The sequence below is a fragment of the Halalkalibacter sp. AB-rgal2 genome (assembly GCF_041821005.1).
GTDB lineage: Bacteria > Bacillota > Bacilli > Bacillales > Bacillaceae_D > Halalkalibacter.
Map to the genome: position 1 here is coordinate 176,469 of NZ_JBGUAV010000005.1, position 23,760 is coordinate 200,228.

The following is a 23,760-nucleotide window of genomic DNA, read 5'->3' on the forward strand; positions in this document are numbered from 1 at the left end:
TTATATAGTTATTTAATTTTAATGATGTCACTGTCATTACGACTCACACTTTTTCCTGCGAGCACATTAACGGATTGTCCTTCAGCTAAATTCGTGAAAACAATCGGTGTGATCGTAGAAGTTGCATGTTCCCCAATGTAACCAAGGTCGAATTTTAGAAGCTCCTGTCCTTGTGTAATCGTGTCACCTTCTGAAACGAGCGCATCAAAGCCCTCACCCTTCAAGTTCACTGTATCAAGACCAACATGAATTAAGATTTCTTGACCTGAATCAGCTAAAATACCAATAGCATGCTTCGTTGGGAAGAAATTAATAATTTTACCGTTCACAGGTGAAACGACTAAGCCTTCTGATGGTACAATGGCAAAGCCGTCTCCCATCATTTTACCTGAGAACACTTGATCAGGAACTTCTGTAATCGGTAAAACATCCCCAGCAATAGGTGCATGGAACGACAGCTCCCCATTTGTAGTAGGTGTTGTTTCTTGTATCTTTTCTTCAACAGGTTGTTCCTCTGCAGGAGCAGGTGTACGTCCACTAATAATATTTTGCATTTGTGATTTAATTTGATCAGAACGAGGACCAAAGATCGCTTGAATATTGTTACCCATTTGCATCACACCGGATGCACCGAGTTTCTTTAATGTATCTTTCTCCACTTTATTGACATCATCAACGCTAACGCGTAGACGAGTAATACAAGCGTCTAAGTTTGTTAAATTCTCTTTTCCGCCTAGTGCTTTTAATACTTCATATGGTAGTTCTGAAGTAGAGCTTGATGGCTTTTCTTCACTTTCTTCATCATCTTCACGTCCTGGTGTCATTAAGTTAAACTTCTTAATGGCAAAGCGGAAGCCGAAGTAATAAATAACTGCAAATACTAAACCAACTGGAATAACAAGCCACCAGTCTGTACGACCAGGTAAGACACCATAAAGTAAGAAGTCAATAACCCCACCTGAGAAGGTCATTCCAATTTTTACGTCAAGCATGTGCATAACCATAAAGGATAAACCTGCGAAAATCGTATGAATCGCAAATAATAATGGAGCAACGAACAAGAAACTAAATTCAAGTGGCTCTGTAATCCCTGTTAAGAAAGACGTTAAGGCTGCAGAAATCATAATACCAGCTACGACCTTCTTCTTCTCAGGACGTGCGCAATGATAGATCGCTAGTGCTGCTGCTGGAAGACCGAACATCATAAATGGAAACTTACCAGTCATAAATGTACCAGCCGTTAACTCTGCACCATCACGAATTTGATTAAAGAAAATTTGTTGATCTCCACGTATAAGCTGACCAGCTGCATTTGTGTATTGACCAAATTCAAACCAGAATGGTGAATAGAAAATGTGGTGTAGTCCGAACGGGATTAATGCACGTTCAATCACTCCGAAAATAAAAGCAGCTATCGTACGATTGGAATCGACCATTAAGTAAGAGATCGCGTTCATTCCTGTTTGCACAGAAGGCCAAACGAAATGTAAGAGAACCCCAACGAAAAGGGCGAAAAACGCTGTTGCAATTGGAACAAAGCGCTTACCGGCAAAGAATCCAAGGTACGGTGGTAGCTCAATGTTGAAAAATTTGTTATACATATAGGAGCCTAGTAGACCGGCAATAACCCCACCGAATACTCCTGTTCCTAAAGTAGGAATACCGAGAATTAAACTATATTGTGGGTTTTCAGCATTAATCATGTCTGCATGAATACCACCCATAACACCCATCGTTACGTTAATAATCAAGTAACCGATAATGGCAGCAAGTCCAGCAACACCGTCTCCATTTGATAAACCAATCGCTACCCCAACAGCGAATAAAAGCGGAAGGTTATCAAAAACGATGGAACCAGCACTTTGCATGATGCTTGCTAGCATGACAACCCAAGTTGCTTCAAGTGCAGGGATCGCAGATGTAATATCAGGGTTTTGCAGGGCATCACCAAATGCAAGCAGAATACCTGCAGCTGGTAAAAGCGCTACTGGAAGCATAAGTGCTTTACCTACACGCTGTAATACGCCAAAAGACTTCTTAAACATATAATTTCCTCCTTATAAATAGTTTGATGAAGACGATACAACACAAAAAAGACATGAGTGAAAAGAGGTATCACAAATGATATAGGATAACATTATTGTCTCCTAATCATTGTGAATTACTCTCTTTTCTCTCATGCCTGCATGACCAGTCACACGGTAAAAAGAATAATAAAAAATGACATTATTTTTTAGCTAGACGCTGAAGATGTAATGTTAAGTAAACAGCTTCAGCATCAGGGACATCGCGGTGCAATGTTTGCTGCATAATCTTCATCAATTTCCAAGAAAGATTGTAGCATATTGGATATTCTTCTTGCAACACTCTTTTTAAAGATTCTTGATTATCGATGTAATTTTCCTTTTCGATTCGTTCAATGACATGATGAAGATGACGTACTAATCGTAAATAATTAATGTCTTGACGATCAATCGAAATCGATAAGACATTTTCGATAATTTGGACTAACTCACCAATTAATCGTGTATGCTTATTGACTTCAGATAGTGAACGGTTCGACAAGGCGCTATGAATATGCAAAGTAACAAAGCCAATTTCTCCACGTGGAATGTGAATGTTGAGTGACTCATTCAAATATTCGATTAATTCACTTGCAACCGCATATTCCTTCGGATAAGCGAGCTCCGTTTCTGTAAGAAAGGGATTTGAAATATCAAGACCTTGCTTAACACGCTTCACTGCATAGAATAAGTGATCGGTTAAGGCGATATGGATATGTTCATGGAGCTTGATGGAGAAGCGCTTTTCGATTAAATGAATCATATCATCCATTAAACCGATAAAACCTTCATCAACATAATCAAGTAGCTGTTTATACTGCTCTTGTTCTTTTGCTTCTTTTAAAATAAAAAATTTCTCTGCTTCTTCCTCTGATACCGTCTCACCACTTTTTTTACCAAAGCCAATCCCTTTACCGATAAGAACGACTTCTCCATATTTAGAATCTGTGGCTACGAGGACATTGTTATTTAATGATTTTTTGACGGAGAGCATGACTAACCTCCCATCTTATTAAGATTTTCTTTGTAAGTCTTTTTATTCGTACAATTGACACTCATTCTATCATAGCGAGATTGCATGAAAGCGTCAATCATTGTATGTTGTCTATTTTTAGTAAGTGTGTATGGAAAAGGTGAATAATGGAGACCACTGGATAAATACTTAGCCTAAACTTATCCAGTGATCTCGAATGATGGACATATTGGTAACAGTATATAGATCCGTGCTAATCGTCATCCTTTTGTCATGATGATGATCGTGGTATGATAGATATATAGAGAATAACTATTTTGAAAATGGGAGGGTATCATAAACATGGAGCAAGAACAATTACATTCTTATTTTGAACAACGCCTTCAAGCGGCAAAACGACAGTTTGAGAGAACGGTTGATTGTAAGCACACTGAGTTTGATGATCTCTACCCATATATAACAGAACAGCCTCAATTCTTTTGGTATAAGCGCTATGTGGCATGGCAAGAGCTATTGACGCTTGTTGGTATGGCGAAGGATCTCAAGATCAAATGGCAGCCTTTATTTATTGACAAGCAAATTGCCTTTGTTGAGGCTAGAGTCTTGGATGCAAAGGTGTTAGATGAATGGTTTGAAGAGCAAGAAGCAGAAGCGAAATAGACAAAGTACAACACGTAGGGCTTGGTAGCTTTACGTGTTGTTCTCGCTTAAGAAGATATGGTTAAGGTTTACAGATATAGTCGGCTCATGCGTGATAGTATGAAAGAACCCCCCTTTCAGTTGTGCTCAAACTCATTGTAACGGCTACATACGCCGCTAAAAAAATGATAAATGTCGCAGAAGTAAGTGAGGGAATAATTGAGGAAGATCTAGGCGGATTTGTAGGTAAGAAAAGACGCTGTCGCGTTTTTCTTATGACACGCTAATGTGAGAATCGGTATGATCGTAAATGCCGTTGATTTTTTCTCCGGTATCTTCTTCAATTTCTTTATTCGTTGGGACGGAGTCATAGCTTTCAACAATGGTGAAGGTTTTCAAGCAGACTAAGTGATAAGGAAAACGTTCACCTTTATCTTCAATGATGGCATAAAGGTGATTGTCTTTCGTGCTAATTAAATCTCCAGCCTCTTGAACGGTACGCTTACGATTAATACTTATATTCATGCTCATCACCTCTTTTTAGAACCATTATTGGACAAAAGAGGCGATGATATACGTAAAATAAAGCAACGTTCATCTATTAGTGCAACATTTGAAGCTTAACGATTTTTCTTGTTCGCTTTGTTTGATCCGTTATCGACCATTTCGCTTGCTACTTCCTCGTTTAAAAGTGATTCTTTCGGTGTTTTATTATTCGTTAAGGCTTTTTCTTTTTGTGGATTGCGCTTTTTCATGAGTATATGCTCCTTTCTTTGTCAATTCGTTATTTCATTGTTACTATTTCATTAACAACAAATCTTATTCATGAGGTGTTAAATTGGCTAAAAAGAAATTTTATGTCGTTTGGAAAGGGCGTAAGACGGGGATTTTTACGTCGTGGATGGAATGTGAAGCACAGGTGAAAGGGTATGTCGGTGCTAAATTCAAATCTTACCCAACTAGAGAAGAAGCGGAGCGAGCACTGAAAGGTGAACAGGCGCAGAAGAAGACAGCACAATGTGACGATGGTGAAATTGAATGGGATAGTATCTCCGTTGATGTTGGTTGTCGTGGGAACCCGGGTATCGTTGAATATAAAGGAGTCGATACGAAAACAGGGGAAATTCTCTTTGCCCATGATGAAATAAAAATAGGGACAAATAATATGGGTGAATTTTTGGCGATTGTTCATGGTCTCGCTTATTTACATAAGCAAGGAAGTCATAAAACCATTTATTCGGATTCTTTGACGGCGATTAAATGGGTGAAGCAAAAGAAAGCAAAGTCGACATTAGAAAGAAATCTACAAACTGAATACATTTGGTCATTGATGGACCGTGCCGAACATTGGCTACAAACGAATCAGTATGAGAATGAAATTAAGAAATGGCACACCGAGAAGTGGGGAGAAATTAAAGCTGATTATGGTAGAAAGAGTTAATATAGACGGGAGTGAAGAGATAGCTATGGAAACGGTCATTAATAGGCAAAAAGCATATTACATGAATGGAAGTACACGCTCTTTAACATTTCGATTAAATCAGTTAAAACAATTAAAGGAAGCGATAAAGGAATATGAGGAACAGTTGTTAGATGCGCTATTGCTTGACTTAAATAAGCCGAAAGAAGAAGCATTCTTAACGGAATTTGCCCCGGTTTACCAAGAAATAACACATATCCTTACTCATTTATCAAAATGGATGCAGCCTAAAAAGGTCAAGACACCGATTACGCACAAAGGTTCGAAAAGTATCGTCTATTATGAACCTCATGGACTTTGCTTGATTATTGCCCCTTGGAATTATCCATTTCATTTAGCAATTGCACCTTTAATTGGAGCGATTGCCGGAGGAAATTGCGCAATTATCAAACCGTCAGAATTAACCCCACATACTTCAAAAGTCATTGCTGAAATGATTAGAACGTATTTTGATGATGAATATGTGACGGTGATTGAAGGAGATGTCGAGGTGAGTCGAGCTTTGTTAGAACAGCGCTTTGACCATATTTTCTTCACTGGAAGTACAAAGGTAGGCAAGATTGTGATGAAGGCTGCAGCTGAGCATGTAACTCCGGTAACACTTGAGCTTGGTGGGAAAAGTCCGGCCATTGTCGACCGAAGTGCGAAGCTAGATTTGGCTGCTAAGAGGATTGCCTGGGGCAAGTTTTTGAATGCAGGTCAAACGTGTGTAGCACCTGATTATGTCCTCGTGCATGAAGAGGTGATGGATTCCTTTCTGTCACTTATACAGAAGCATACGAAAAAGCTATTTTCAAAGCGTATACGACAGAAGCGTTATCCTAAAATTGTAAGTGAGCGTCACTTGAAACGGTTAGTATCCTTCTTGGAAGATGGTGAAGTCGTAGTAGGTGGAGAAGTTGATGTTGAAAATGATCTATTATCGCCAACGATTTTAACGAATGTGGCATGGGATGCGTCTATTATGCAAGAAGAGATATTCGGTCCTATATTACCGATATTTTCATACACTACAACTGAGGACTGTATGGAAAAGGCCAATCGTAATCCTAATCCATTAGCTCTATATGTCTTCTCAGAAACGAAGGAATTCCAGGAGATGATTACGCAACAAATTCCATTTGGTGGAGGCTGTATCAATGATACAATTATGCACTTAGCTACACCACACTTACCTTTTGGTGGTAAAGGTGAAAGTGGAATCGGAGCTTACCACGGCTATGATAGCTTTTTAACCTTTACGACGAAAAAGAGTTTGCTGAAGCAGGCCACAAACTTTGATATTCCATTTCGCTATAAGCAAGGCTCGGTGCTATTATCTCTATTAAGAAAATGGGTGAAATAAAGCTCCTATTCTTAATTAAATAGTTTATCGAGTTTCTAATTGAGAATATATAGGATGGAAACTGAAACGGTTGTATAACAAAGAGCGAGCTATTGTCGAGGGGAAACTTCTACCATTGCTAGTCAAAGTAAAGATGCTAAAAAAGTTGATTGATACGTTTCAGTGTTCTCCTAGTATCAAAACTTTTTAAAAATGGCCTCTTAATTATAATTATTATAAATAAAAGTTGACAGCTTTAAATAGATTGTTTACAATGATAATTATAATCATATAATAATTATTATAAATAATTAATTTTCCTTGTCGGTCATGTCTAGTGTGATCAACGATTTGAAAATGAAGATATAGGGGGATTCGTAATGAGTAATCAATCAAATGATGTTAAGCAAGACTCAGAAGTGCTAGAGGGGTATCCGTTAATGAAGCAGCTTGCTAGTCAACACATAGCGAAAGAGGAGGACTTCAAGCAAGCAGGAGATATTTACCGTAAGTACACAAAGGAGCAGCAGGACACCCTTGTGACTAACGTAGTCTCGGAGCTTTCACAAGTAGAGGAGCGAACTCGCTTAATCGCGATTTGTAATTTTTATCGTGCGGACGAACAGTTAGGGCATAACTTAGCAGATCGTCTAGGTGTAGACATCTCACCGTATGTTGGTATGCTAAATGGATAGAGATGGAGCAGTGTCTTTAGAGTAATGGACTAGAGACACTGTTTTTTTTATTATTTAGGAAATTCTATGCGGATACTGTTGTCGATAAGAATGCAAAGAGGGCAATGGAACTGTACGCCGCGCGGCTCTTTACAAGCAGCTCACTTGTAGAGAGCTTTCAAAAAAGTACGCTGGCTCTGTATATTGCTTTAAACACGCTATGCTAGTTCAGCCAAAAAAGAAATCAATGACATTTGATGTGCTGGACATTTCCCTATTATAGAGCTCTGAGTAGCCACAGTTTGTGCAGTATACAACGATAAATTTGTTATGTTGAATGTCTAACATTTTAGACAGCCCTGTCCCGGTTGTAGCGATTTCCTTCGTTTTTGCTTCGGTATGTCCACATTTGATACAGCCATTCTTTTTCATCGAATCAATCCTTTCGTAAGGTTGTTTATTCATATACGAGACTCAACCTTTTTACGTTTCAATCGTCGTTGTGAAGGTGATAGAATGAACGGTATCGAAATAGACTACTAGTAAAATCAATGGTGCTGAAAAAGTTTCGCTGCTAACTTTAGATGCCTCAAATAAAGAGAGGGGGATTTGTATGAATTATCCAGACGTATGGGAGCTTTCTTCTATCTTTAAAGGAGGAAGTACATCAAGTGAATTTAAGCAATTTGTCGAGGAAACGGATGGTTGTTTAAATGAGCTGGAAGGCCGGCTACAATCGGGATTAGAAAGGATAGAAGAGCTAGAATCACTTATTGTTGACACTCAGCAAGCGATGCAGCGTGTAAGAGAGGCTAGTGCATTTGTCAGTTGTTTAACCGCTCAAAATGTTAAGGATGAAAAAGCAGCCTTATGGCAGGGGAAAATAACGGTACAGTCGACAGCTTTGCAAACGATTTGGGGGATGATTGACGTTGAATTAACACTGCTGTCTGAAACAGAGTGGGAGCAATTATTAGTAAAGAAGAAGATGAAAGAAATATCCTTCCACCTATTGGAAAGAAGGGAGAGTGCGAAGGAGAAGCTGCCACCAGCTGAAGAGAAGCTAGCGGCACAATTGGCTATTGATGGCTACCATGCATGGGGGAAGGTGTATCAACAGGCAGTCGGTCGAATGAGTATACCATTTGTAGAGGACGGTCAAGAAAAATTTCTATCAGCAGGACAATTGCAAAATCGGCTTCACCATGTAGATCGTCAAGTTCGCAAACGGGCCTTTCATTTATCAGAGAAGGCTTGGGGAGAAGAGGCTGGACTGTTTGCAGCCACTTTAAATCATTTGGCTGGTTTCCGTATCCAGTTGTACAAAGCGAGAGGCTGGACTTCTGTTTTAAAGGAACCACTTGAAATGAATCGAATGCAAGACGAAACGTTGAAAATGATGTGGGATACGATTAAGAAAAACAAACAAATGCTTTATCCTTTTATGGATAGAAAAGCAACGTTGTTAGGAATAAAGAAACTGGCTATTTATGATGTGAATGCACCATTGCCACTGCGGCACAATCAAAGCATTCCTTACGAGCATGCATGTGAATTGATTATTAGCCACTTTAAACGTTTTAGTCAGAAACTAGCGGTGTTTGCTGAAGGAGCTTTGCGCGATGGTTGGGTGGAGGCTGAGAACCGTTCACATAAACGACCAGGGGGGGTTTGTACAACGTTTCCATTGTCAAAGCAATCGCGAATTTTTATGACGTATGACGGCTCAATGTCTAACGTGTCTACGTTAGCACATGAATTGGGCCATGCGTTTCATGCGCATTGTTTGAAGGAGAAGGAGCCACTATCTCAACGGTATGCGATGAATGTGGCTGAAACGGCCTCAACATTTGCTGAAGCTATTGTTGCAGATGCATTAGTGGAGGAAGCAAACACGAAAGAAATGAAAATTGCGCTGTTGGAAAATAAAATTTCTCGAGCAATTGCCTTTTTCATGAACATCCATGCTCGTTTTTTATTTGAAACTCGATTTTATGAACGAAGAAAAGAGGGTATGCTTTCGGCTGAGCAATTAAATGATTTAATGATCACTGCTCAACAGGAGGCATATGGTCAACAATTGTCAACGTATTCACCTACTTTTTGGGCATCTAAATTGCATTTCCATATAACCGGTGTCCCATTTTATAATTTCCCTTATACATTTGGTTATTTATTTAGTCTCGGTTTGTATAAGAAGGCTCAGGAGGTTGGAAGTTCTTATGAGAAAAGCTATATTGCTTTATTGGAGGATACTGCACGAATGAGTGTTGAGGAGTTAGCAAAGAAGCATCTCGATGCTGACTTGACGAAGCCTGACTTTTGGCAGGAGGCTATTAATGTCGTTTTAGCAGATATTGATGAATTTATGGCATTAACAAAAGAATAAAAAGGCTTTAACAGAAAGCTTGATGGTAAACGTGCATATATATGAACGTAAAGCATAGAATGGTGGTAATCATGCGGGCGTTCCTCTTGAATGTCCGCAAAAAGAAAAAATCGATCAGCATGATAGGTCTGAGCGATTTTTAGCTTGTAGATAGGGTCGTTAGTTTTCTTTTTGGTCAGGATCGTCTTGTACGTGTTGGAGACTTGCTTTCATTTGTCTGTCTTCTAGTCGTTTTTCAATTTCGTCTAGAGCTTTGGGGTCTTCGAGTAATTGTTTTTTGTTTTGTTGAACGAGGTCTTGAAACGATGTTAAATGTTTACGCATTAAACATCACCTTTTCTTTAGTAATACAACTATTATAGCAGATAATGCCTCACTTAATGATTGAATTATTATAATTTTTCGAAAAGTTGATTTGTGCATAATACGAAACGAGGTCAGTCAACAACCTCAATAAGAGTAGTCATGTAGAGGTGGTAACGTTGAGTTATATGTTATATGCTCGTGAAATTAATCCTCGTGATCTGCTAAGCATCCTACAATATGAAAGTTCAGACGTATTGAGAATCGATTATTTATCTGTTATTGCCATTAATCGAGAAGAGCGGCAAATATGGAGACGTTTGTTAGCGAGCAGAAGGTTGTATTATAGTCGCATCAAATGGGTATATTCATATTTGACAGGTCAAGAGCCGTCTGTCGATCAATTACCATTTAACAGGCCTGAATCGTATCACGCTGGTGTAGCGGAACAAAAGCAGGCAGATCAACAGCGTCAGCAAAAGCTGCATGCATTATCGAATCAGGCAACAGATTATGTTGTTGTGGAGCGTCTAAATGAGTTGTTAGAGAGACAACAATATGAAAAAAATTTAATTCAGCAAATAAATGAGCAATAACTATTTACAAATAACTAAATTATTGTTAGAATATTTTTAACTTTAAAAGTAATGAATTTCTTTTTTTTTATTATAAAACTGAGCGAGTGCTCAATCAGGGGAAAACAACGATAAAAGGAGCGAGGTCATATGACGGTTTCTCAAAAGCGAATGATCGAGGATATGCAAAAAGAGTTAGAGCGCTTAGCAAACGAGTTAAACGAGTTAAAAAGTGCTGAATATGAAGGCTTTGAATCTGTTGAAACAGATGATTTCCTCACACAAGCATATAATTAAGGTTTGATCGATATGAAGGGATGCACTGTGAATTCGTGCATCCCTTTCTTTTCATTTTCTCAAGCTTATTGGTACAATAAAAGAAAGACTTGTGAAGGAGGATGGGATGATGAGTGAACAAGTAAAGACAGAATTGACGAAGAAGAAATATGGTTCATTATGCAAAGGCTTATGGATAGGTGGCGCTGTAGCTGTTGGCCTTGTTCTTGCAAAGAAGGAGTGGAGAACGAAGATCGTTTCGGAGTGTAAGCATGCAACAGAAAGTGCATCAGAAGCCGTCCGCTTTATTCGTGATCATCGTGAGGAAATTACGACACAGATGAAGCAAGTTTCTAATGAAATTTCTGAGGCTATAAGAGGAATTTCCACCGATCTGAAAACGATGTCTGAAACAGTATCTCATATTAAAGAGAGCTCAGAAGACGTGATTCAAGCGACTAAGGGTGTTGCACAAGAAGTGAAGAAATTGAAAGAATAATGTTTAAGTGGTTGTCTTGGGGAGACAAGCTCTCAATTTTTTTTCGAAGAGAATCTCAGGAAAAGAGCTTCCTTTCGATCAAAAAAAGCCACTGGGCTGATGTCTGATCTCCTAAAAAAATCTGTATAGTTTCATGACAAACGGACATGATAATAATCGAGGACAGCTAAAGCTGTTACTCACTCACCAAATGTTCACGATCATCATTGTTCAAAGGCACAATAGGATAGTAACTGATTTTGTAGTCAATTCTTAATGAGGTGATTACGTTGGAGGATAACAAAGATTTTCAAGATTGTTTTTTAACATGAATGAGATGAGGTGTCTCCAAAAGATAAAAATCGTTTCGACCCCACATTGTTCGTTGAATAATATATAAATGATCGCTGAATTAGGTGAATAAAAGGTGGCCACATTACGTTGGCCACCTTTAGTCTGTCGACAAAGTCTAGCAAAAGCGAGACGGTCGACAGGCTTTTTTGTTTAGAGATTTGTTACTGAGCTTCGAGCCCGCGACCGAGATGGAGGACGTTGAATAACCGACACGCCGGTGGATTTCACCCTGCCCTTTCCTCCTACAGCAGTCGGCCCTTAAGCGGATGGCCAAACTTTATTACCCTCGTTATCACATTTTTGTATTTGGGATGTCACATCTTAAGCAAACGTATGTTAGACTAGACTGAAGAATTGAAAGAAAAGGATGTGGAATGATGGAATTTAAAATGAAAGAGAATGGATTTCAAGGTGAGTTTGAATTTGGGACATTAGATATTTCTGGGAATGAGGAATTTGGATTTCGACCGTTTCAGCTACTAGTGTCATCTGTTGCGGTTTGTAGCGGTGGAGTATTACGTAAGGTTCTTGAAAAAAAGCGAATTACATATGACGATATTACGATTCAAGCGGATGTGACAAGGAATGAAGCAGGTGCAAATGAAGTGACAGATATCCATCTTCATTTTAATATAGTAGGAAGCTCTGCAAGTGATCAGCAAATAGAGAAGTCACTTGAAATTGCGAAAAGAAATTGCCCGATCGTTCAATCGGTGAAAGACAGCATTCAAGTGACGGAAAGCTTCAAGCAGATGTAACTTGATCCCATGGTGCGGAAGAAGGAAAGAACATGAAAGCAGAGCAGCTCGATTTTACACAGGGACCCATCTTAAAGAAGATGATTATCTTTTCATGGCCGATTTTTTTGAGCAATGGTTTACAATCCTCCTATCAATTAATTGATTCCATCTGGGTTGGTAACTTGTTAGGGGCTGATGCATTAGCTGCGATCACGATTTCAGCAACGGTGATCTTTACGATTTTAAGCTTTATTATTGGATTAAATGGTGCGACATTAACGGTTATAAGTCAGCGTAAAGGGGCAAAAGATGAGAAAGGACTGAAGGAGTCCTTAAATGCGTTTGTCTTTGTTCTTGGGACATTAACAGTATTATTAGGATTTATTGGCTTCTTTTTTTCTGGGGCGATTTTACGATTGCTCGGGACACCTGAGCCTGTCCTTCCACTAGCCCAATCTTATTTACAGATTAACTTTGTCGGTATTTTATTTTTATTTGGCTATAATTTTATTGGTACTGTTCTAAGAGCGATGGGAGATAGTCGTACACCTGTCCGTTTTATTTTCATCGCTGTGTTATTAAATGCCGCACTTGATCCATTGTTTATTCATGTGCTTAATTTAGGAATTGACGGAGCTGCTTATGCGACAATTGTCGCGCAGGGAACAGCTTTTGTCTATGGTCTATGGTTTTCAATAAAGAAAGCGGGTATTCCGTTTCAAGTGCCAACATGGCCGGATCGTAATTACTTCATCGTGTTGTTTAAAATGGGTTTACCTGCTGGACTTTCGATGATGACTATTTCAGCAGGAATTTTAGCGATTATGAGTGTCGTCACGAGCTATGGAGAAGATGTTGTTGCTGGATTTGGTGCTGCTCAACGCTTAGATAGCTATATTATGCTACCTGCATTAACGTTAGGTTCAGCTGTTAATAGTATGGCAGGGCAAAATATCGGTGCTAGACTGTGGAAACGAGTAGATGAAATAGCGAAAAAAGCTGTAGGATTAATTGTTGTCGTCTCATTTATAATTAGTTTGATTGTCTTTGTTAGTGCGAGGCCACTTATTCAAATGTTTATCCAGGACGAGCAAACGGTTGATTTTGGTACGATGTACGTTCAGACGATCGCGTTCTTCTACCCTTTTTTAGGCATTAATTTTGTTTTAAATGGGGTCGCACGTGCTGCGGGTGCAATGTTTCCTATATTAATGCTAAATATCATTTCATTCTGGCTGCTTAGATACCCATTAACAGCATTGTTTTCGCACTTTTTAGGTGAAAATGGGATTGCGGTTGGAATGGGAGTTAGTTTTATTGTGAGTAGTTTTTTTGCAATCGGCTATTATTTCCACGGAAATTGGCGAAAGATTAGTGAAGACATTGCTGAACGGACATCGAAGGATACGACAAGAAATAAGGAGAAGTTATAACGATGAATGCTTTTACAATAAGAATTCTAAGCTATGTCGGTGGGTTATTTATCGTTTCATTTGGAATATCGTTAACGATTATATCTGGATTAGGCACGGGCGCTTGGGATGCTTTAAATGTTGGTTTAGCAAATATGACGACATATACTGTCGGCAATTGGGTTATTTTTATTGGTGTTGCATTAATTTTTCTAAATGCTTTACTTACAAAATCAAAGCCTGAATTATTTTCAATTGTTACGATTTTCGTTTTAGGATATTTTATCGATTTTTGGTTGTTGTATATTTTTTCTAATACTTTTTTTGCAACGTTTCTATTACAGCTCATTGTTTTGTGTTTAGGTATTGTTATTATAGCCTTTGGTGCCTCTATCTATTTACAAGCTAAGTTTGCCCGTATTCCGGTTGATGGATTGATGCTCGCGATTAAAGATTTGCTCAAGGTGAACTTTTTCATTGCGAAAACGATTACTGAGCTTCTTGCGTTAGCGATTGCCTTTTTCGTTGGTGGACCGATTGGACTTGGAACGATCTTAGTGACCGTTTTAATTGGACCGATGATTCAATGGTTCTATCCTAGGGTTGAGAAGAAAATCCAATGGGAAAAAGTAAAAAATGAACATAGTTAACGATCAGGCCAGTAAAAAGTTGTATTCAAACTTTTTACTGGCCTTTTGATGGATAATATCTTTTTCCTCTGCTCAAACTACTCATAAAATAGTTTAGATTGAAGGAGGAGTGTACGATGAAGCGTGTACTCATATGGTTCATTGTTATGTTGGCTGTTATGCTGTCTCCGGTTCATATGCTAGCTGAATCAGAAGACGATAAGACAAAAGAGAAGGAAAGCAATTTTGATGTGCCTGATACTGTCATTAAAATCGGTAAGGAAAATACGTATACGAACCCTACTCAAGATTTGCCTTATTTGCAGCCGAGTGAGCTTGCGGAAGAATTAATGGGTACAACAGACATTACGATTGAGAACCCTGATTTAGTTAAGTTGCTGAATGAATCAACGATCCAGTACTCCAAGCTAGCAATTGGCTTTCGAGCATCGATTTATTTAGGTGAATGGCCGTTATCGTATCAATCTGAAAGTACGGAAGTGAATTGGCAGCATCAGAAAATTAATACGAATTTTGTTGATAATCGAGGCGGTAATAGTTCCAAGAAACTCTCCTATTACCAGGAGCAACAGAAGAAGTTCGCAGGTGGTTTAACCGCTAAAATACCGAATAGTGAAGCCGTAAAAAAAATGATGATGATTCATGCAGCAGAAGAAACGAATTTACCTCTTGCGTTTGAAACGGTCATTGGACAAGGAACGAGAAAGCAAAATGAGTATAATGTTCCTGCTAAGCAGGTAGGATACTTGTATAGTCATGTTCCGGCTGTTCATGAAAAAGGGAAAGTGACGTATGGCGAGGTTTATTTAACGTTTAAAGGTGGGAAAAGAAGACTAGAAGTGAAAAATGTAACTCAGCAGGGGGTCGGATCATGGATTCCGGTTCAAGATCATCTTTCGTTCACATTTATCTCCTCTAGTAAGCCGCGGTAATAAGCCATGATAAAGAATGAACGATCGTTTTCGCTCGTAACATGTTGCTTTGAATGAAAATCCTTAAAGTTAAACCAACTATTGTATTCTAATAAAGACCGATATGGAAGCCACTGAAAAAGTTCTTTAGTACCTATGGTGATATAACTTCAACCGATGTTCGCTTTCGTACATTGCCAAAAGAGCACTAGAAAAGTTAAGAACGAAACTTATTCAGTGCTCTTTCTCTATTGCGGATTAGATTATAATGGGTCCTGCCAAAACGACATATTTAAAGAAAGTAAATTGGTTTGGTTCGTTCTGTTCGTCATTCGCACGACCATCGTCGTATTTGGATTTAAAATAATTCTTCCTTGATATTCAATGATAAAAAGTCCACTAGGCTGGACAACTGTATTAAGATTTACACCACCGACTGTTGGATCAGTTACTTGGGAAATAAATTTTGCCGTTGCAATACTATTATCAGGTAAAGTGAAGTTCGTATTTCTTGGGATGAGGCTCGTTCCAGCTTGAGGAAAGGTTGCATTTCGTAAAACGGCAATACTTGTATTGACGCTTGCCCCACCTGATATTCGTGAGATGAATAATTGCGTGCCACTGCCCGCTGGGTTCGTTAGCTGTAAAGTAAGAAATCCATTTGCTACAACACTGATAGAATCAGTCGTCAGTGCATAGAATACACCATCTTTCGCTGCGAGCCCTTCAATTGGAATGACGACAGTAGGTGTTTCGAGCGTAGAAACATTTGTAGTATAGAGTGGCTGATCCTCTGTATTAAAAACCTCAACGGGCCCTTTTTGAAAACCTAGCTTTGCCATTTCGATTCCCCCTTTTCGCATTACTATCTTTATTAAAATGGGAAGGGATTTATTCTATGTAATGAAAAAAGTCAGTTGCTTTCGTGTACGGATTTCAGGGAAGTGAAACATCCTGTAAACTAAAATCGTTTACTGGATGTTTGATTTGCGTGTTTGAAAATCAACCGATGGATAATAAGCATCCTTAACGAGCGTATTCGGACCAAGACATTGTACGGCAGGGCAATGACAGTGGAGCGATTGTGCAAGTGCTGATTTAAGCCATGTGTCGTAAGAATCTTGCAGACGTGTATGCTGGATGTTCCCAAGGGACGGCCCTTCATCACCGAAGTCAGTAACGATCACACTTCCATCAAAAATATTCACATTTAAACGTGAACGACCATCTGGGTCATTTCGCACCGTGACATTCCTTGCATCATAAAGTCTCTTTAAAAGGTGTAGATCTTGCTCCTGCTCATTACATGGATAAAACGGTAACGTACCGAATAACATCCAGACGTCTTCATGACGTGTGTCAAGTAAGCGATGAATACCAGCGCGAATATCATCAAGAGAAGCGACCTCTAATGCACTTGCAAAGTCACTTGGGTACATAGGGTGAACTTCATGACGTTGACAGCCCATTTCAACGATTTTCTCATGGATTTTTTCAAGGTGAGGGAGTGTTCGTTTATTAATCATCGTTTCCGCTGAGACGAGTACGCCTTCACTTGTTAGTGCTTTTGCATTTTCAATCATTCGATTATAAAGATTCTCTCGTTGCTCAAAGGTTGGCTTGCGTTCCATGACAGCAAAGCCAATTGAAGCAAAATCATCAACACTCCCATAATTATAGGATATATGCAGAACGTCTAAATAAGGAATGATCTTTTTATATCGTTTTAAATCAAGGGTTAAATTCGAATTGATTTGCGTACGAATTCCACGTTCATGTGCATATTTGAGAAGTGGTACGACATATTGATCGACCGATTTCATCGAAAGCATCGGCTCTCCACCTGTTATGCTAATGGAGCGAAGCGTTGGAATCTCATCAAGCCTTTTAATTAACAAATTTAAAGGAAGTGGATCGGGATCCTTCGTCTGCAATGTATAACCAACAGCACAATGCTCACAGCGCATATTGCATAAGGTTGTTGTTGTAAATTCAATGTTTGTTAAGGCCATTTTGCCGTATTCTTTTATATCTTCATACGCCTCCCACGGATCATGGTTAGGCGTAATCGCTTGTTTCGTATGTATCACTACCATCGTGCTCCTTTCCACTCTAATCATAACGTAAAACAAGAGATATGACGAGTGGTAGACAAAGGGTGATTGTTTCAAGAGTCTATGTTTGTTACAATTTAAAAGAATTTGAGCGAATAGAGGAGAGAAAGCATGAAACAAGAAGGAAAGCAAATGGACGAGTTGCACGAGAGACTTCACACGGTTTTACATGTATTAGATGAGATTGATCCAGAAGAGGCAGGTGTGAAGGAAATTGATCGCGTGCTTGCAATGTTAGATGATATTGAAGAAAAGTGTAAGCAATTTCGCAAAGGCTGGCAACAAAAAGGAGAATAAATAGATGAAGCTGTACTTGATTCGACATGGTGAATCAGAGGGGAATTCTTTAGGAAGAATCCAAGGTCAGGAAGAATACCATTTAACGGTCAACGGACGAAAGCAAGCGGAGTTGGTTGGACGCTATATAAAAGAAAAGCACATTGCTCATTTGTATAGTAGTGACTTAATTCGAGCGTGGGATACAGCATCGCTCATTTCTAATCATATCGATGTGAAACCAGTGAAAGCTCAAGATGTTCGTGAAATTCATTTAGGTCCATTACAAAATTTAACGCGGACCGAGATTTATGAGAAGTATCCCGATGTTATTGAGACGTCAATTATTTTATCAGGAATCGAAGGGACAGAATCAGCTCAGTCGATTACAGATCGATGTCGCCACTTTCTCTCAGAGATGCTCAAGAAGCATATGAATGAACATGTTGCGGTTGTCTCACATGGCGGATTTCTAAGTATCTTTTTAATGTATATTATTGTTGGTGATCAATGGCCGAAGCATAAGCGTCCATTTCAATTGTCGAATACGAGTGTGACAAGTATTGAATGGCGAGAAGGAAAGTATTCACCTCTTATTCATTATACGAACAAAACCGATCACCTGCTCATGAATGAAACAAGTGGTAAGGGGCTTTTGTAAGAGAGCTGGGGAATATGAAGGACATTGAAAAGTGAATGTTTTCAATGTCCTCATGTCTATTCCTTTTTCTTTTCTTTCATAGGCTTCTCGCTTTATAATAGAGGATAGTAAGAACTTTATAGATGGAAAGGGAGATCTGATGATGGGTATGGAGAAGCTTCAGGAGAGTATGTATAAGCTAATTGTGGAAACGTCTACAAATCTACCAAATGATGTGCGACGTGCGATTGTAGCAGCAAAGGCAAAAGAGAATGCGGGAACTCGTGCTGCACTTTCTTTGAAAACGATAACAGATAATATTAGTATGGCGGATGAGAACATCTCACCGATTTGTCAGGATACGGGGATGCCTACATTTGAGGTTAAAGTACCTGTAGGTATCAATCAAATTGAAATGAAAAAAGCAATCTATGCAGCGATTGAACAGGCGACAGCTGACGGGAAGCTACGACCGAATTCAGTCGATTCATTAACAGGAAAAAATAGTGGTAATAACCTTGGTGGTGGTACGCCTGTTATTCATTTTGAGCAATGGGAAAAGGAAGTTATTGATGTTCGCCTTATTCTTAAAGGTGGTGGCTGTGAGAACAAAAATGTTCAATACAGCTTGCCACAAGAATTAGAAGGATTAGGTCGGGCCGGTCGTGATTTAGATGGTATTCGTAAATGTATTATGCACTCGGTCTATCAAGCGCAAGGACAAGGCTGTAGTGCAGGATTTATTGGAGTCGGCATCGGAGGAGATCGTACGACAAGCTACTCATTGGCAAAGGAGCAGTTGTTCCGTACAGTCGATGACGTGAATGAAAATGAAGATTTACGCAAGCTAGAAGAATATGTGTTAGATAATGCCAACAAGCTTGGTATTGGAACGATGGGCTTTGGTGGAGAAGCGACGCTGTTAGGCTGTAAGATCGGTGCGATGAATCGTTTACCAGCAAGCTTCTTCGTATCGGTAGCATACAATTGCTGGGCGTATCGCCGGTTAGGTGTTGTGTTAGATCAACAATCAGGCGATATTGTTGATTGGTTGTATAAGGATGACGAAACGGTTGATTTGGAACAAGCGTCAAAAGAAGTTGCTGTAGCAGAAGCGACGGATGAGGTTCGTGAGGTCGTACTAGAAGCACCTATTACTGAGGAACAAATTCGTGAGCTGAAAGTAGGAGATGTCGTTGTTATTAATGGCATGATGCACACAGGAAGAGATGCGATTCATCATCATCTAATGGAACATGACGCGCCAATTGATCTTAATGGACAAATTATTTATCATTGTGGTCCAGTTATGATGAAGGACGACGAGGAAAACTGGCACGTTAAGGCGGCAGGTCCGACGACAAGTATTCGTGAAGAACCGTACCAAGGAGATATTATGAAAAAATTTGGTATCCGTGCGGTTATCGGAAAAGGTGGTATGGGACCAAAAACGTTGAAGGCACTTGGAGAGCATGGAGGCGTTTATTTAAATGCGATCGGCGGTGCAGCACAATACTATGCAGACTGTATTAAGGAAGTAAAAGGTGTTGACCTAATGGAATTTGGTATTCCAGAAGCAATGTGGCACCTTGAAGTAGAAGGCTTTGCAGCGATTGTCACAATGGATTCACATGGAAACAGCTTACATGCTGATGTCGATAAGACGTCATTAGAGAAGCTTGAACAGTTTAAAGAGCGAGTGTTTTAACGATAAGTATAGGTTGAATAAGAGGTGCTCCTGATGGGGCATTTCTTTTTTGTTATAAGAGCAAAATAAGGCCAGAATAAGGAATTAAGGCATAAATAGAGAAATGAGAAACCGTAATGATGTGAAATAGAGAGAATAGAGGAATGATGAACCGACTATTAGAGTGTGCTATATGAGGCGTAATTTTAATGGTTCTTCTTTTGAGTGGAACGCTTTGTCTAGTCTCAGCTTTAATACATAAAGAATGAGCAGGAATGGCACTATAAAAGAAAAAAGGAGTTGAAAGCATGGAAAAGAGATTGTTCGTTATTGTGCTTAGTTTTCTGTTCATTTGTGTTCTCACTCCATATGCTTTTGCCTATGAAGAGACGATCTACAATTGGAGTTATAAACCAGAAAAGGATCAAAAACCTGTAACAACAGAGACTCATTACATAGAGTTGCTTGAACAAACAGGCGGTTTTTTTATCGGTGATACGAGTCAGAAAGAGTTGTATTTAACGTTTGATAACGGCTACGAAAATGGGTATACCGAGGTCATATTAGATGTATTGAAGGAAAAACAAGTACCAGCAGCCTTTTTTGTGACGGGGCATTATTTAGAGGATGCTTCAGATCTTGTCATTAGAATGGCTGAGGAGGGGCACATTGTTGGAAACCATTCTTGGTATCACCCAAGCTTACCAAAGGTTGGCGATGGACGACTTTTTAATGAATTGAATAACGTAAAGGAACGGTTTACGGAGCTAACAGGTGTCAAGGAGATGCACTATTTACGTCCGCCTAGAGGAGAGTTTAGTGAACGTTCTCTCAAACTTTCGCAAAAGTTGGGCTATACAAACGTATTTTGGTCGATGGCCTATAAAGATTGGGAGGTTGACAAGCAAAAGGGAGAAGATTATGCTTATGATCAAATCATGAAACGAATCCATCCAGGAGCCATTATGCTCATCCACTCTGTTTCAAGCGACAATGCTAAAGCATTACCGCGAGTCATTGATGACCTAAGAGAGCAAGGGTATGTCTTTAAAAGCTTGGATGATTTAATGTTGCAGAAACAGCTTGAGGCATTACCTTTTCCTTGAAGAAGCTAGGAGAGTCTAAGAAAAAGAGCATCGGATTTTAATTATTATATCGGTCGTCATCCCGATAATTTTGGAAAAACCGAAGGGGATCGCAAATCACGTGCTCTATGCGGTTCCTCATTCCTCTATTTGAGCTAAATGAGTTCAAAAGGAGTCATAAAAGCCAAAATAGCCGAATGAGAATTACATTTTCATCTCAGAATGCGATTTTTCTCTGAATTAGAGGAATGAGGATTACTTTGGTTGGCACTTTGCAAGTAGGTTCGCAAAAGCTGTCGTCTACGCTCGATACACACAAACCCATTTTCATTAATATTTAATTCTATTAACGGCTTCGCATAACGCTTTTAAGGGCACGAAAAAAGTTAAAAACCAAACTTTTTCAGTGCCCTTTTTCTTATTTAATTAGCAAAGCTTTCTTGACCGATTGCTGTTGCGATGGTCTCAAGTGTACTAACATCTGTTACATCAAATGCGATTGGCTGGCGACTTCTTACGATGAGCATGCCAATTTCCTCATCAGACGAATTGGTTATAGGGAATTTTAGTTCTCCGTTACATTCCCATTTTAAATCATCTTCAAAGGACGAAGCGGCGACAAGCTTATGATCGAGCTGCTCGTAAATATAGATTCCGGCCCAATCAATGTACAGAACTTGCTCGACTAAGCTTTCCACTGTTTTCTCAAAAATAGTTTGCATACTTTCCCTCTTATAAACTTGTGCCATAATTTGTAATGAGGCAATATCTGTAGGTATTGACACGTTATCTCTCCTTTATTTGTTTCTGCTGTATCTATTTTATCAGAGGTGAAGAGGAAAGAGGTCTAGTAAGTTTAGGAAGATTTCGTAGATATATAGAAAGTGGCACCTTTCTGTAGAAGAAAAGTAAACTGAGTTCATAGAAAATTGGAAGGATTTCATTCCTAGCTCTTAGCGGAACTGTGCACCAAACAGGAGATAGATGCAGGATTGTGAGAGTATAGAGGAGAAATGTGCATCAAACCGGAGATAGGCGCAGGCTTAAGTTAATATCATGCTCTTTTCATTTGACCTATGCTGATGGCTTTAAATGATGTCGACTTCTTATGCTATAATAAGAAGAATTGTGTGATCGGAGTTGAGTAGGATGAAGAGACATGGACAAAGTCAAAACATAAAGTCTAATCAAATGGAAAAAGGGCAGAAGTTTCCGTTAACGATTAAACGACTTGGGATTAATGGAGAAGGTGTCGGCTATTTCAAGAAGCAGGTTGTGTTTGTAAGAGGAGCGCTACCTGGTGAGGAGGTAGTTGCGGAGGCTGAGGTGATTCATCCTCGTTATACTGAGGCAAAAGTATTAAAAACAAGGAAACAATCAAGTGAGCGAATAGACCCTCCATGTCCAGTCTATGAAAAATGTGGAGGCTGTCAGCTGCAGCATATGAATTATGAGGCGACATTAGCAGAAAAACGTAGTATTGTCATACAAGCGTTTGAGCGTCATACAAAGCTGAATATCGATAAGCTGAACATTCAACCGACGATTGGAATGGACAACCCTTGGCATTATCGAAATAAAAGTCAAATGCAGGTGAAGAAGGAGGGGCCATTCGTAAGAGCGGGTCTATATGCACGAAACTCCCATGAGCTTGTTGATTTGTCTGAGTGTCCTGTCCAGCATGAAGCGATTAATCGTGTGACTAAAGTTGTAAAGCAAATTTTAACAGATTTAAACGTATCGATTTATGATGAGCGTAAGCATAAAGGAGCGATCCGTTCGGTTGTGTCACGAGTAGCGTTTGAGACAGGAGAGATTCAAGTCGTTCTCGTGACGAAAACGAATGACTTACCGAGGCAAGAAGCAATCATTGCGGAAATCAATCAACGCTTACCCGAAGTGAAATCAATTGTTCATAATGTGAATGAAAAGAAAACATCGCTCATTTTCGGTGATCGAACGACGGTTATTTCTGGAAATCGAGCGATTGTTGAGACATTAGGCTCTACATCGTTTGTACTATCAGCACGAGCGTTCTTCCAGCTGAATCCGGTTCAAACGGAAAAGCTATACAACAAAGTAAAGGAAGTTGGTGCGTTCACCGGTAAAGAAAAAGTAGTTGATGCGTACTGTGGGGTTGGAACGATTGGGTTATGGATTGCCGATCAAGCTGCTGAGGTGAGAGGGATGGATGTCATAGCTGAGGCGATTGAGGATGCAAAAACGAATGCACAGGAAAATGAATGTAATCATTTGACGCATGAAGTAGGGAAAGCGGAGAATTTACTACCTAAGTGGATTAAGCAAGGTTGGAAGCCTGATGTGATCATCGTCGATCCACCGAGAGTAGGCTGTGACAAGCAGCTTCTGCAAACGATTAAGAAGGTAAAACCGAAACAGGTGATATACGTCTCCTGTAACCCTGCGACATTAGCGAAGGATGTTGAGGAGCTACGCAAAGAGAGCTATGCAGTGAAGTCGATTCAGCCAGTGGATATGTTTCCATGGACGGCACAGGTTGAAAATGTTGCGGTGTTGGAATTGAATACGTAACGAATGAATAGAGATGTCCAATTGGAAAATTAACTTTTTGAATTAGGCATTGAGGAATCTTATAAAAAACAAAAGGATAAGTACGTTCTAAAGGCATGCAAGAGGTTTTAATATCGACATGTTGTTCTTTGTCTTGCAAAAGGTAAAAAAAACGAATGATATGA

Annotated in this window: 26 protein-coding genes; 17 read left to right on the forward strand and 9 right to left on the reverse strand. The window is 39.4% G+C overall.

Annotated elements, in window-relative coordinates; genetic code table 11:
• Positions 1–8: 8 nt before the first annotated feature.
• Positions 9–2,045, reverse strand: coding sequence for a glucose-specific PTS transporter subunit IIBC (gene ptsG / locus ACERJO_RS06445; protein WP_373646961.1), 2,037 nt, complete (start codon positions 2,043–2,045; stop codon positions 9–11).
• Positions 2,046–2,226: 181 nt separating this feature from the next.
• Complete coding sequence (glcT, locus tag ACERJO_RS06450) at positions 2,227–3,057, reverse strand: glucose PTS transporter transcription antiterminator GlcT (protein ID WP_247105940.1); 831 nt, start codon at positions 3,055–3,057, stop codon at positions 2,227–2,229.
• A gap of 321 nt (positions 3,058–3,378) precedes the next feature.
• Here glcT and ACERJO_RS06455 point away from each other — a divergent pair, with 321 nt between their 5' ends.
• Entirely contained in the window at positions 3,379–3,696 is a 318-nt protein-coding gene (locus tag ACERJO_RS06455; protein WP_247105941.1) for a hypothetical protein, read from the forward strand.
• 252 nt (positions 3,697–3,948) lie between these two features.
• On the opposite strand, the gene ACERJO_RS06460 is transcribed toward ACERJO_RS06455, so the two are convergent.
• Positions 3,949–4,200, reverse strand: coding sequence for a hypothetical protein (locus ACERJO_RS06460; protein WP_247105942.1), 252 nt, complete (start codon positions 4,198–4,200; stop codon positions 3,949–3,951).
• Between the two features lie 95 nt (positions 4,201–4,295).
• Entirely contained in the window at positions 4,296–4,430 is a 135-nt protein-coding gene (locus ACERJO_RS06465; protein ID WP_260505913.1) for a hypothetical protein, read from the reverse strand.
• An 83-nt stretch (positions 4,431–4,513) separates the two neighbouring features.
• Between ACERJO_RS06465 and rnhA the strand changes: the two genes are divergently transcribed.
• The 3 genes from rnhA (at position 4,514) to ACERJO_RS06480 (ending at position 7,174) form a co-directional block, all read left to right on the forward strand.
• The gene (gene rnhA, locus ACERJO_RS06470; protein ID WP_035344332.1) at positions 4,514–5,116 is read left to right on the forward strand and encodes a ribonuclease H; all 603 of its coding nucleotides are present in this window, start codon (positions 4,514–4,516) and stop codon (positions 5,114–5,116) included.
• Positions 5,100–6,500: an aldehyde dehydrogenase gene (locus tag ACERJO_RS06475; RefSeq protein ID WP_373646962.1), complete on the forward strand. Its 1,401-nt coding sequence runs from the start codon at positions 5,100–5,102 to the stop codon at positions 6,498–6,500. Before rnhA ends, ACERJO_RS06475 begins: the two co-directional genes overlap by 17 nt.
• 359 nt (positions 6,501–6,859) lie before the next feature.
• Positions 6,860–7,174: a catalase-related domain-containing protein gene (locus ACERJO_RS06480; protein ID WP_373646963.1), complete on the forward strand. Its 315-nt coding sequence runs from the start codon at positions 6,860–6,862 to the stop codon at positions 7,172–7,174.
• Positions 7,175–7,381: 207 nt separating this feature from the next.
• On the opposite strand, the gene ACERJO_RS06485 is transcribed toward ACERJO_RS06480, so the two are convergent.
• On the reverse strand, positions 7,382–7,585 hold the full coding sequence (locus tag ACERJO_RS06485; protein ID WP_373646987.1) for a zinc ribbon domain-containing protein: 204 nt from the start codon (positions 7,583–7,585) through the stop codon (positions 7,382–7,384).
• 181 nt (positions 7,586–7,766) lie between these two features.
• On the opposite strand from ACERJO_RS06485, the gene ACERJO_RS06490 reads away from it, so the two are divergent.
• Positions 7,767–9,542: a M3 family oligoendopeptidase gene (locus ACERJO_RS06490; protein WP_373646964.1), complete on the forward strand. Its 1,776-nt coding sequence runs from the start codon at positions 7,767–7,769 to the stop codon at positions 9,540–9,542.
• Between the two features lie 159 nt (positions 9,543–9,701).
• On the opposite strand, the gene ACERJO_RS06495 is transcribed toward ACERJO_RS06490, so the two are convergent.
• Positions 9,702–9,866 carry an FbpB family small basic protein gene (locus ACERJO_RS06495; protein WP_081728013.1) on the reverse strand — a complete coding sequence of 55 codons (165 nt, stop codon included), beginning with the start codon at positions 9,864–9,866 and terminating at the stop codon, positions 9,702–9,704.
• 158 nt (positions 9,867–10,024) lie between these two features.
• Here ACERJO_RS06495 and ACERJO_RS06500 point away from each other — a divergent pair, with 158 nt between their 5' ends.
• From ACERJO_RS06500 to ACERJO_RS06530, 7 genes are all read left to right on the forward strand, one after another.
• Positions 10,025–10,441 carry a hypothetical protein gene (locus ACERJO_RS06500; RefSeq protein ID WP_373646965.1) on the forward strand — a complete coding sequence of 139 codons (417 nt, stop codon included), beginning with the start codon at positions 10,025–10,027 and terminating at the stop codon, positions 10,439–10,441.
• 129 nt (positions 10,442–10,570) lie between these two features.
• Positions 10,571–10,717 carry a hypothetical protein gene (locus ACERJO_RS06505; RefSeq protein ID WP_162831724.1) on the forward strand — a complete coding sequence of 49 codons (147 nt, stop codon included), beginning with the start codon at positions 10,571–10,573 and terminating at the stop codon, positions 10,715–10,717.
• A gap of 109 nt (positions 10,718–10,826) precedes the next feature.
• Positions 10,827–11,195: a hypothetical protein gene (locus ACERJO_RS06510; RefSeq protein WP_373646966.1), complete on the forward strand. Its 369-nt coding sequence runs from the start codon at positions 10,827–10,829 to the stop codon at positions 11,193–11,195.
• 710 nt (positions 11,196–11,905) lie between these two features.
• Positions 11,906–12,286, forward strand: coding sequence for an OsmC family protein (locus ACERJO_RS06515; RefSeq protein WP_373646967.1), 381 nt, complete (start codon positions 11,906–11,908; stop codon positions 12,284–12,286).
• A gap of 32 nt (positions 12,287–12,318) precedes the next feature.
• Entirely contained in the window at positions 12,319–13,701 is a 1,383-nt protein-coding gene (locus tag ACERJO_RS06520) for an MATE family efflux transporter (RefSeq protein WP_373646968.1), read from the forward strand.
• Positions 13,702–13,703: 2 nt separating this feature from the next.
• Positions 13,704–14,330 carry a YczE/YyaS/YitT family protein gene (locus tag ACERJO_RS06525; protein ID WP_373646969.1) on the forward strand — a complete coding sequence of 209 codons (627 nt, stop codon included), beginning with the start codon at positions 13,704–13,706 and terminating at the stop codon, positions 14,328–14,330.
• A gap of 116 nt (positions 14,331–14,446) precedes the next feature.
• A complete protein-coding gene (locus ACERJO_RS06530; protein WP_373646970.1) occupies positions 14,447–15,262 on the forward strand; it encodes a YfkD family protein in 816 nt (271 codons plus the stop codon).
• 242 nt (positions 15,263–15,504) lie between these two features.
• On the opposite strand, the gene ACERJO_RS06535 is transcribed toward ACERJO_RS06530, so the two are convergent.
• Entirely contained in the window at positions 15,505–16,083 is a 579-nt protein-coding gene (locus ACERJO_RS06535; RefSeq protein WP_373646971.1) for a DUF6143 family protein, read from the reverse strand.
• A gap of 129 nt (positions 16,084–16,212) precedes the next feature.
• On the reverse strand, positions 16,213–17,331 hold the full coding sequence (gene yfkAB / locus ACERJO_RS06540) for a radical SAM/CxCxxxxC motif protein YfkAB (RefSeq protein ID WP_373646972.1): 1,119 nt from the start codon (positions 17,329–17,331) through the stop codon (positions 16,213–16,215).
• Positions 17,332–17,466: 135 nt separating this feature from the next.
• Here yfkAB and ACERJO_RS06545 point away from each other — a divergent pair, with 135 nt between their 5' ends.
• The 4 genes from ACERJO_RS06545 (at position 17,467) to pdaA (ending at position 21,064) form a co-directional block, all read left to right on the forward strand.
• On the forward strand, positions 17,467–17,652 hold the full coding sequence (locus ACERJO_RS06545; protein WP_247105953.1) for an SE1561 family protein: 186 nt from the start codon (positions 17,467–17,469) through the stop codon (positions 17,650–17,652).
• Between the two features lie 4 nt (positions 17,653–17,656).
• Entirely contained in the window at positions 17,657–18,292 is a 636-nt protein-coding gene (locus ACERJO_RS06550) for a histidine phosphatase family protein (RefSeq protein ID WP_247105954.1), read from the forward strand.
• A gap of 148 nt (positions 18,293–18,440) precedes the next feature.
• Positions 18,441–19,979, forward strand: a complete 1,539-nt coding sequence (locus ACERJO_RS06555; RefSeq protein WP_373646988.1) for a fumarate hydratase — start codon at positions 18,441–18,443, stop codon at positions 19,977–19,979.
• A 287-nt stretch (positions 19,980–20,266) separates the two neighbouring features.
• Positions 20,267–21,064 (forward strand): delta-lactam-biosynthetic de-N-acetylase, encoded by a 798-nt coding sequence (pdaA, locus tag ACERJO_RS06560; protein ID WP_373646973.1) that lies wholly within the window; start codon positions 20,267–20,269, stop codon positions 21,062–21,064.
• Between the two features lie 401 nt (positions 21,065–21,465).
• Here pdaA and ACERJO_RS06565 read toward each other — a convergent pair whose 3' ends face one another.
• Positions 21,466–21,828, reverse strand: coding sequence for a GAF domain-containing protein (locus ACERJO_RS06565; RefSeq protein WP_373646974.1), 363 nt, complete (start codon positions 21,826–21,828; stop codon positions 21,466–21,468).
• 364 nt (positions 21,829–22,192) lie between these two features.
• On the opposite strand from ACERJO_RS06565, the gene rlmD reads away from it, so the two are divergent.
• On the forward strand, positions 22,193–23,596 hold the full coding sequence (gene rlmD / locus ACERJO_RS06570) for a 23S rRNA (uracil(1939)-C(5))-methyltransferase RlmD (RefSeq protein WP_373646975.1): 1,404 nt from the start codon (positions 22,193–22,195) through the stop codon (positions 23,594–23,596).
• Positions 23,597–23,760: the final 164 nt, after the last annotated feature.

Excerpts from the sequence above, each read along its gene's own strand:
- ptsG (WP_373646961.1), bottom strand. The coding sequence starts at position 2,045 with ATGTTTAAGAAGTCTTTTGGCGTATTACAGCGTGTAGGTAAAGCACTT.
- glcT (WP_247105940.1), bottom strand. The coding sequence starts at position 3,057 with ATGCTCTCCGTCAAAAAATCATTAAATAACAATGTCCTCGTAGCCACA.
- ACERJO_RS06455 (WP_247105941.1), top strand. The coding sequence starts at position 3,379 with ATGGAGCAAGAACAATTACATTCTTATTTTGAACAACGCCTTCAAGCG.
- ACERJO_RS06460 (WP_247105942.1), bottom strand. The coding sequence starts at position 4,200 with ATGAATATAAGTATTAATCGTAAGCGTACCGTTCAAGAGGCTGGAGAT.
- ACERJO_RS06465 (WP_260505913.1), bottom strand. The coding sequence starts at position 4,430 with ATGAAAAAGCGCAATCCACAAAAAGAAAAAGCCTTAACGAATAATAAA.
- ACERJO_RS06475 (WP_373646962.1), top strand. The coding sequence starts at position 5,100 with ATGGTAGAAAGAGTTAATATAGACGGGAGTGAAGAGATAGCTATGGAA.
- ACERJO_RS06480 (WP_373646963.1), top strand. The coding sequence starts at position 6,860 with ATGAGTAATCAATCAAATGATGTTAAGCAAGACTCAGAAGTGCTAGAG.
- ACERJO_RS06485 (WP_373646987.1), bottom strand. The coding sequence starts at position 7,585 with ATGAAAAAGAATGGCTGTATCAAATGTGGACATACCGAAGCAAAAACG.
- ACERJO_RS06490 (WP_373646964.1), top strand. The coding sequence starts at position 7,767 with ATGAATTATCCAGACGTATGGGAGCTTTCTTCTATCTTTAAAGGAGGA.
- ACERJO_RS06495 (WP_081728013.1), bottom strand. The coding sequence starts at position 9,866 with ATGCGTAAACATTTAACATCGTTTCAAGACCTCGTTCAACAAAACAAA.
- ACERJO_RS06505 (WP_162831724.1), top strand. The coding sequence starts at position 10,571 with ATGACGGTTTCTCAAAAGCGAATGATCGAGGATATGCAAAAAGAGTTA.
- ACERJO_RS06510 (WP_373646966.1), top strand. The coding sequence starts at position 10,827 with ATGAGTGAACAAGTAAAGACAGAATTGACGAAGAAGAAATATGGTTCA.
- ACERJO_RS06515 (WP_373646967.1), top strand. The coding sequence starts at position 11,906 with ATGGAATTTAAAATGAAAGAGAATGGATTTCAAGGTGAGTTTGAATTT.
- ACERJO_RS06520 (WP_373646968.1), top strand. The coding sequence starts at position 12,319 with ATGAAAGCAGAGCAGCTCGATTTTACACAGGGACCCATCTTAAAGAAG.
- ACERJO_RS06525 (WP_373646969.1), top strand. The coding sequence starts at position 13,704 with ATGAATGCTTTTACAATAAGAATTCTAAGCTATGTCGGTGGGTTATTT.
- ACERJO_RS06530 (WP_373646970.1), top strand. The coding sequence starts at position 14,447 with ATGAAGCGTGTACTCATATGGTTCATTGTTATGTTGGCTGTTATGCTG.
- ACERJO_RS06535 (WP_373646971.1), bottom strand. The coding sequence starts at position 16,083 with ATGGCAAAGCTAGGTTTTCAAAAAGGGCCCGTTGAGGTTTTTAATACA.
- ACERJO_RS06545 (WP_247105953.1), top strand. The coding sequence starts at position 17,467 with ATGAAACAAGAAGGAAAGCAAATGGACGAGTTGCACGAGAGACTTCAC.
- ACERJO_RS06550 (WP_247105954.1), top strand. The coding sequence starts at position 17,657 with ATGAAGCTGTACTTGATTCGACATGGTGAATCAGAGGGGAATTCTTTA.
- ACERJO_RS06555 (WP_373646988.1), top strand. The coding sequence starts at position 18,441 with ATGGAGAAGCTTCAGGAGAGTATGTATAAGCTAATTGTGGAAACGTCT.
- pdaA (WP_373646973.1), top strand. The coding sequence starts at position 20,267 with ATGGAAAAGAGATTGTTCGTTATTGTGCTTAGTTTTCTGTTCATTTGT.
- rlmD (WP_373646975.1), top strand. The coding sequence starts at position 22,193 with ATGAAGAGACATGGACAAAGTCAAAACATAAAGTCTAATCAAATGGAA.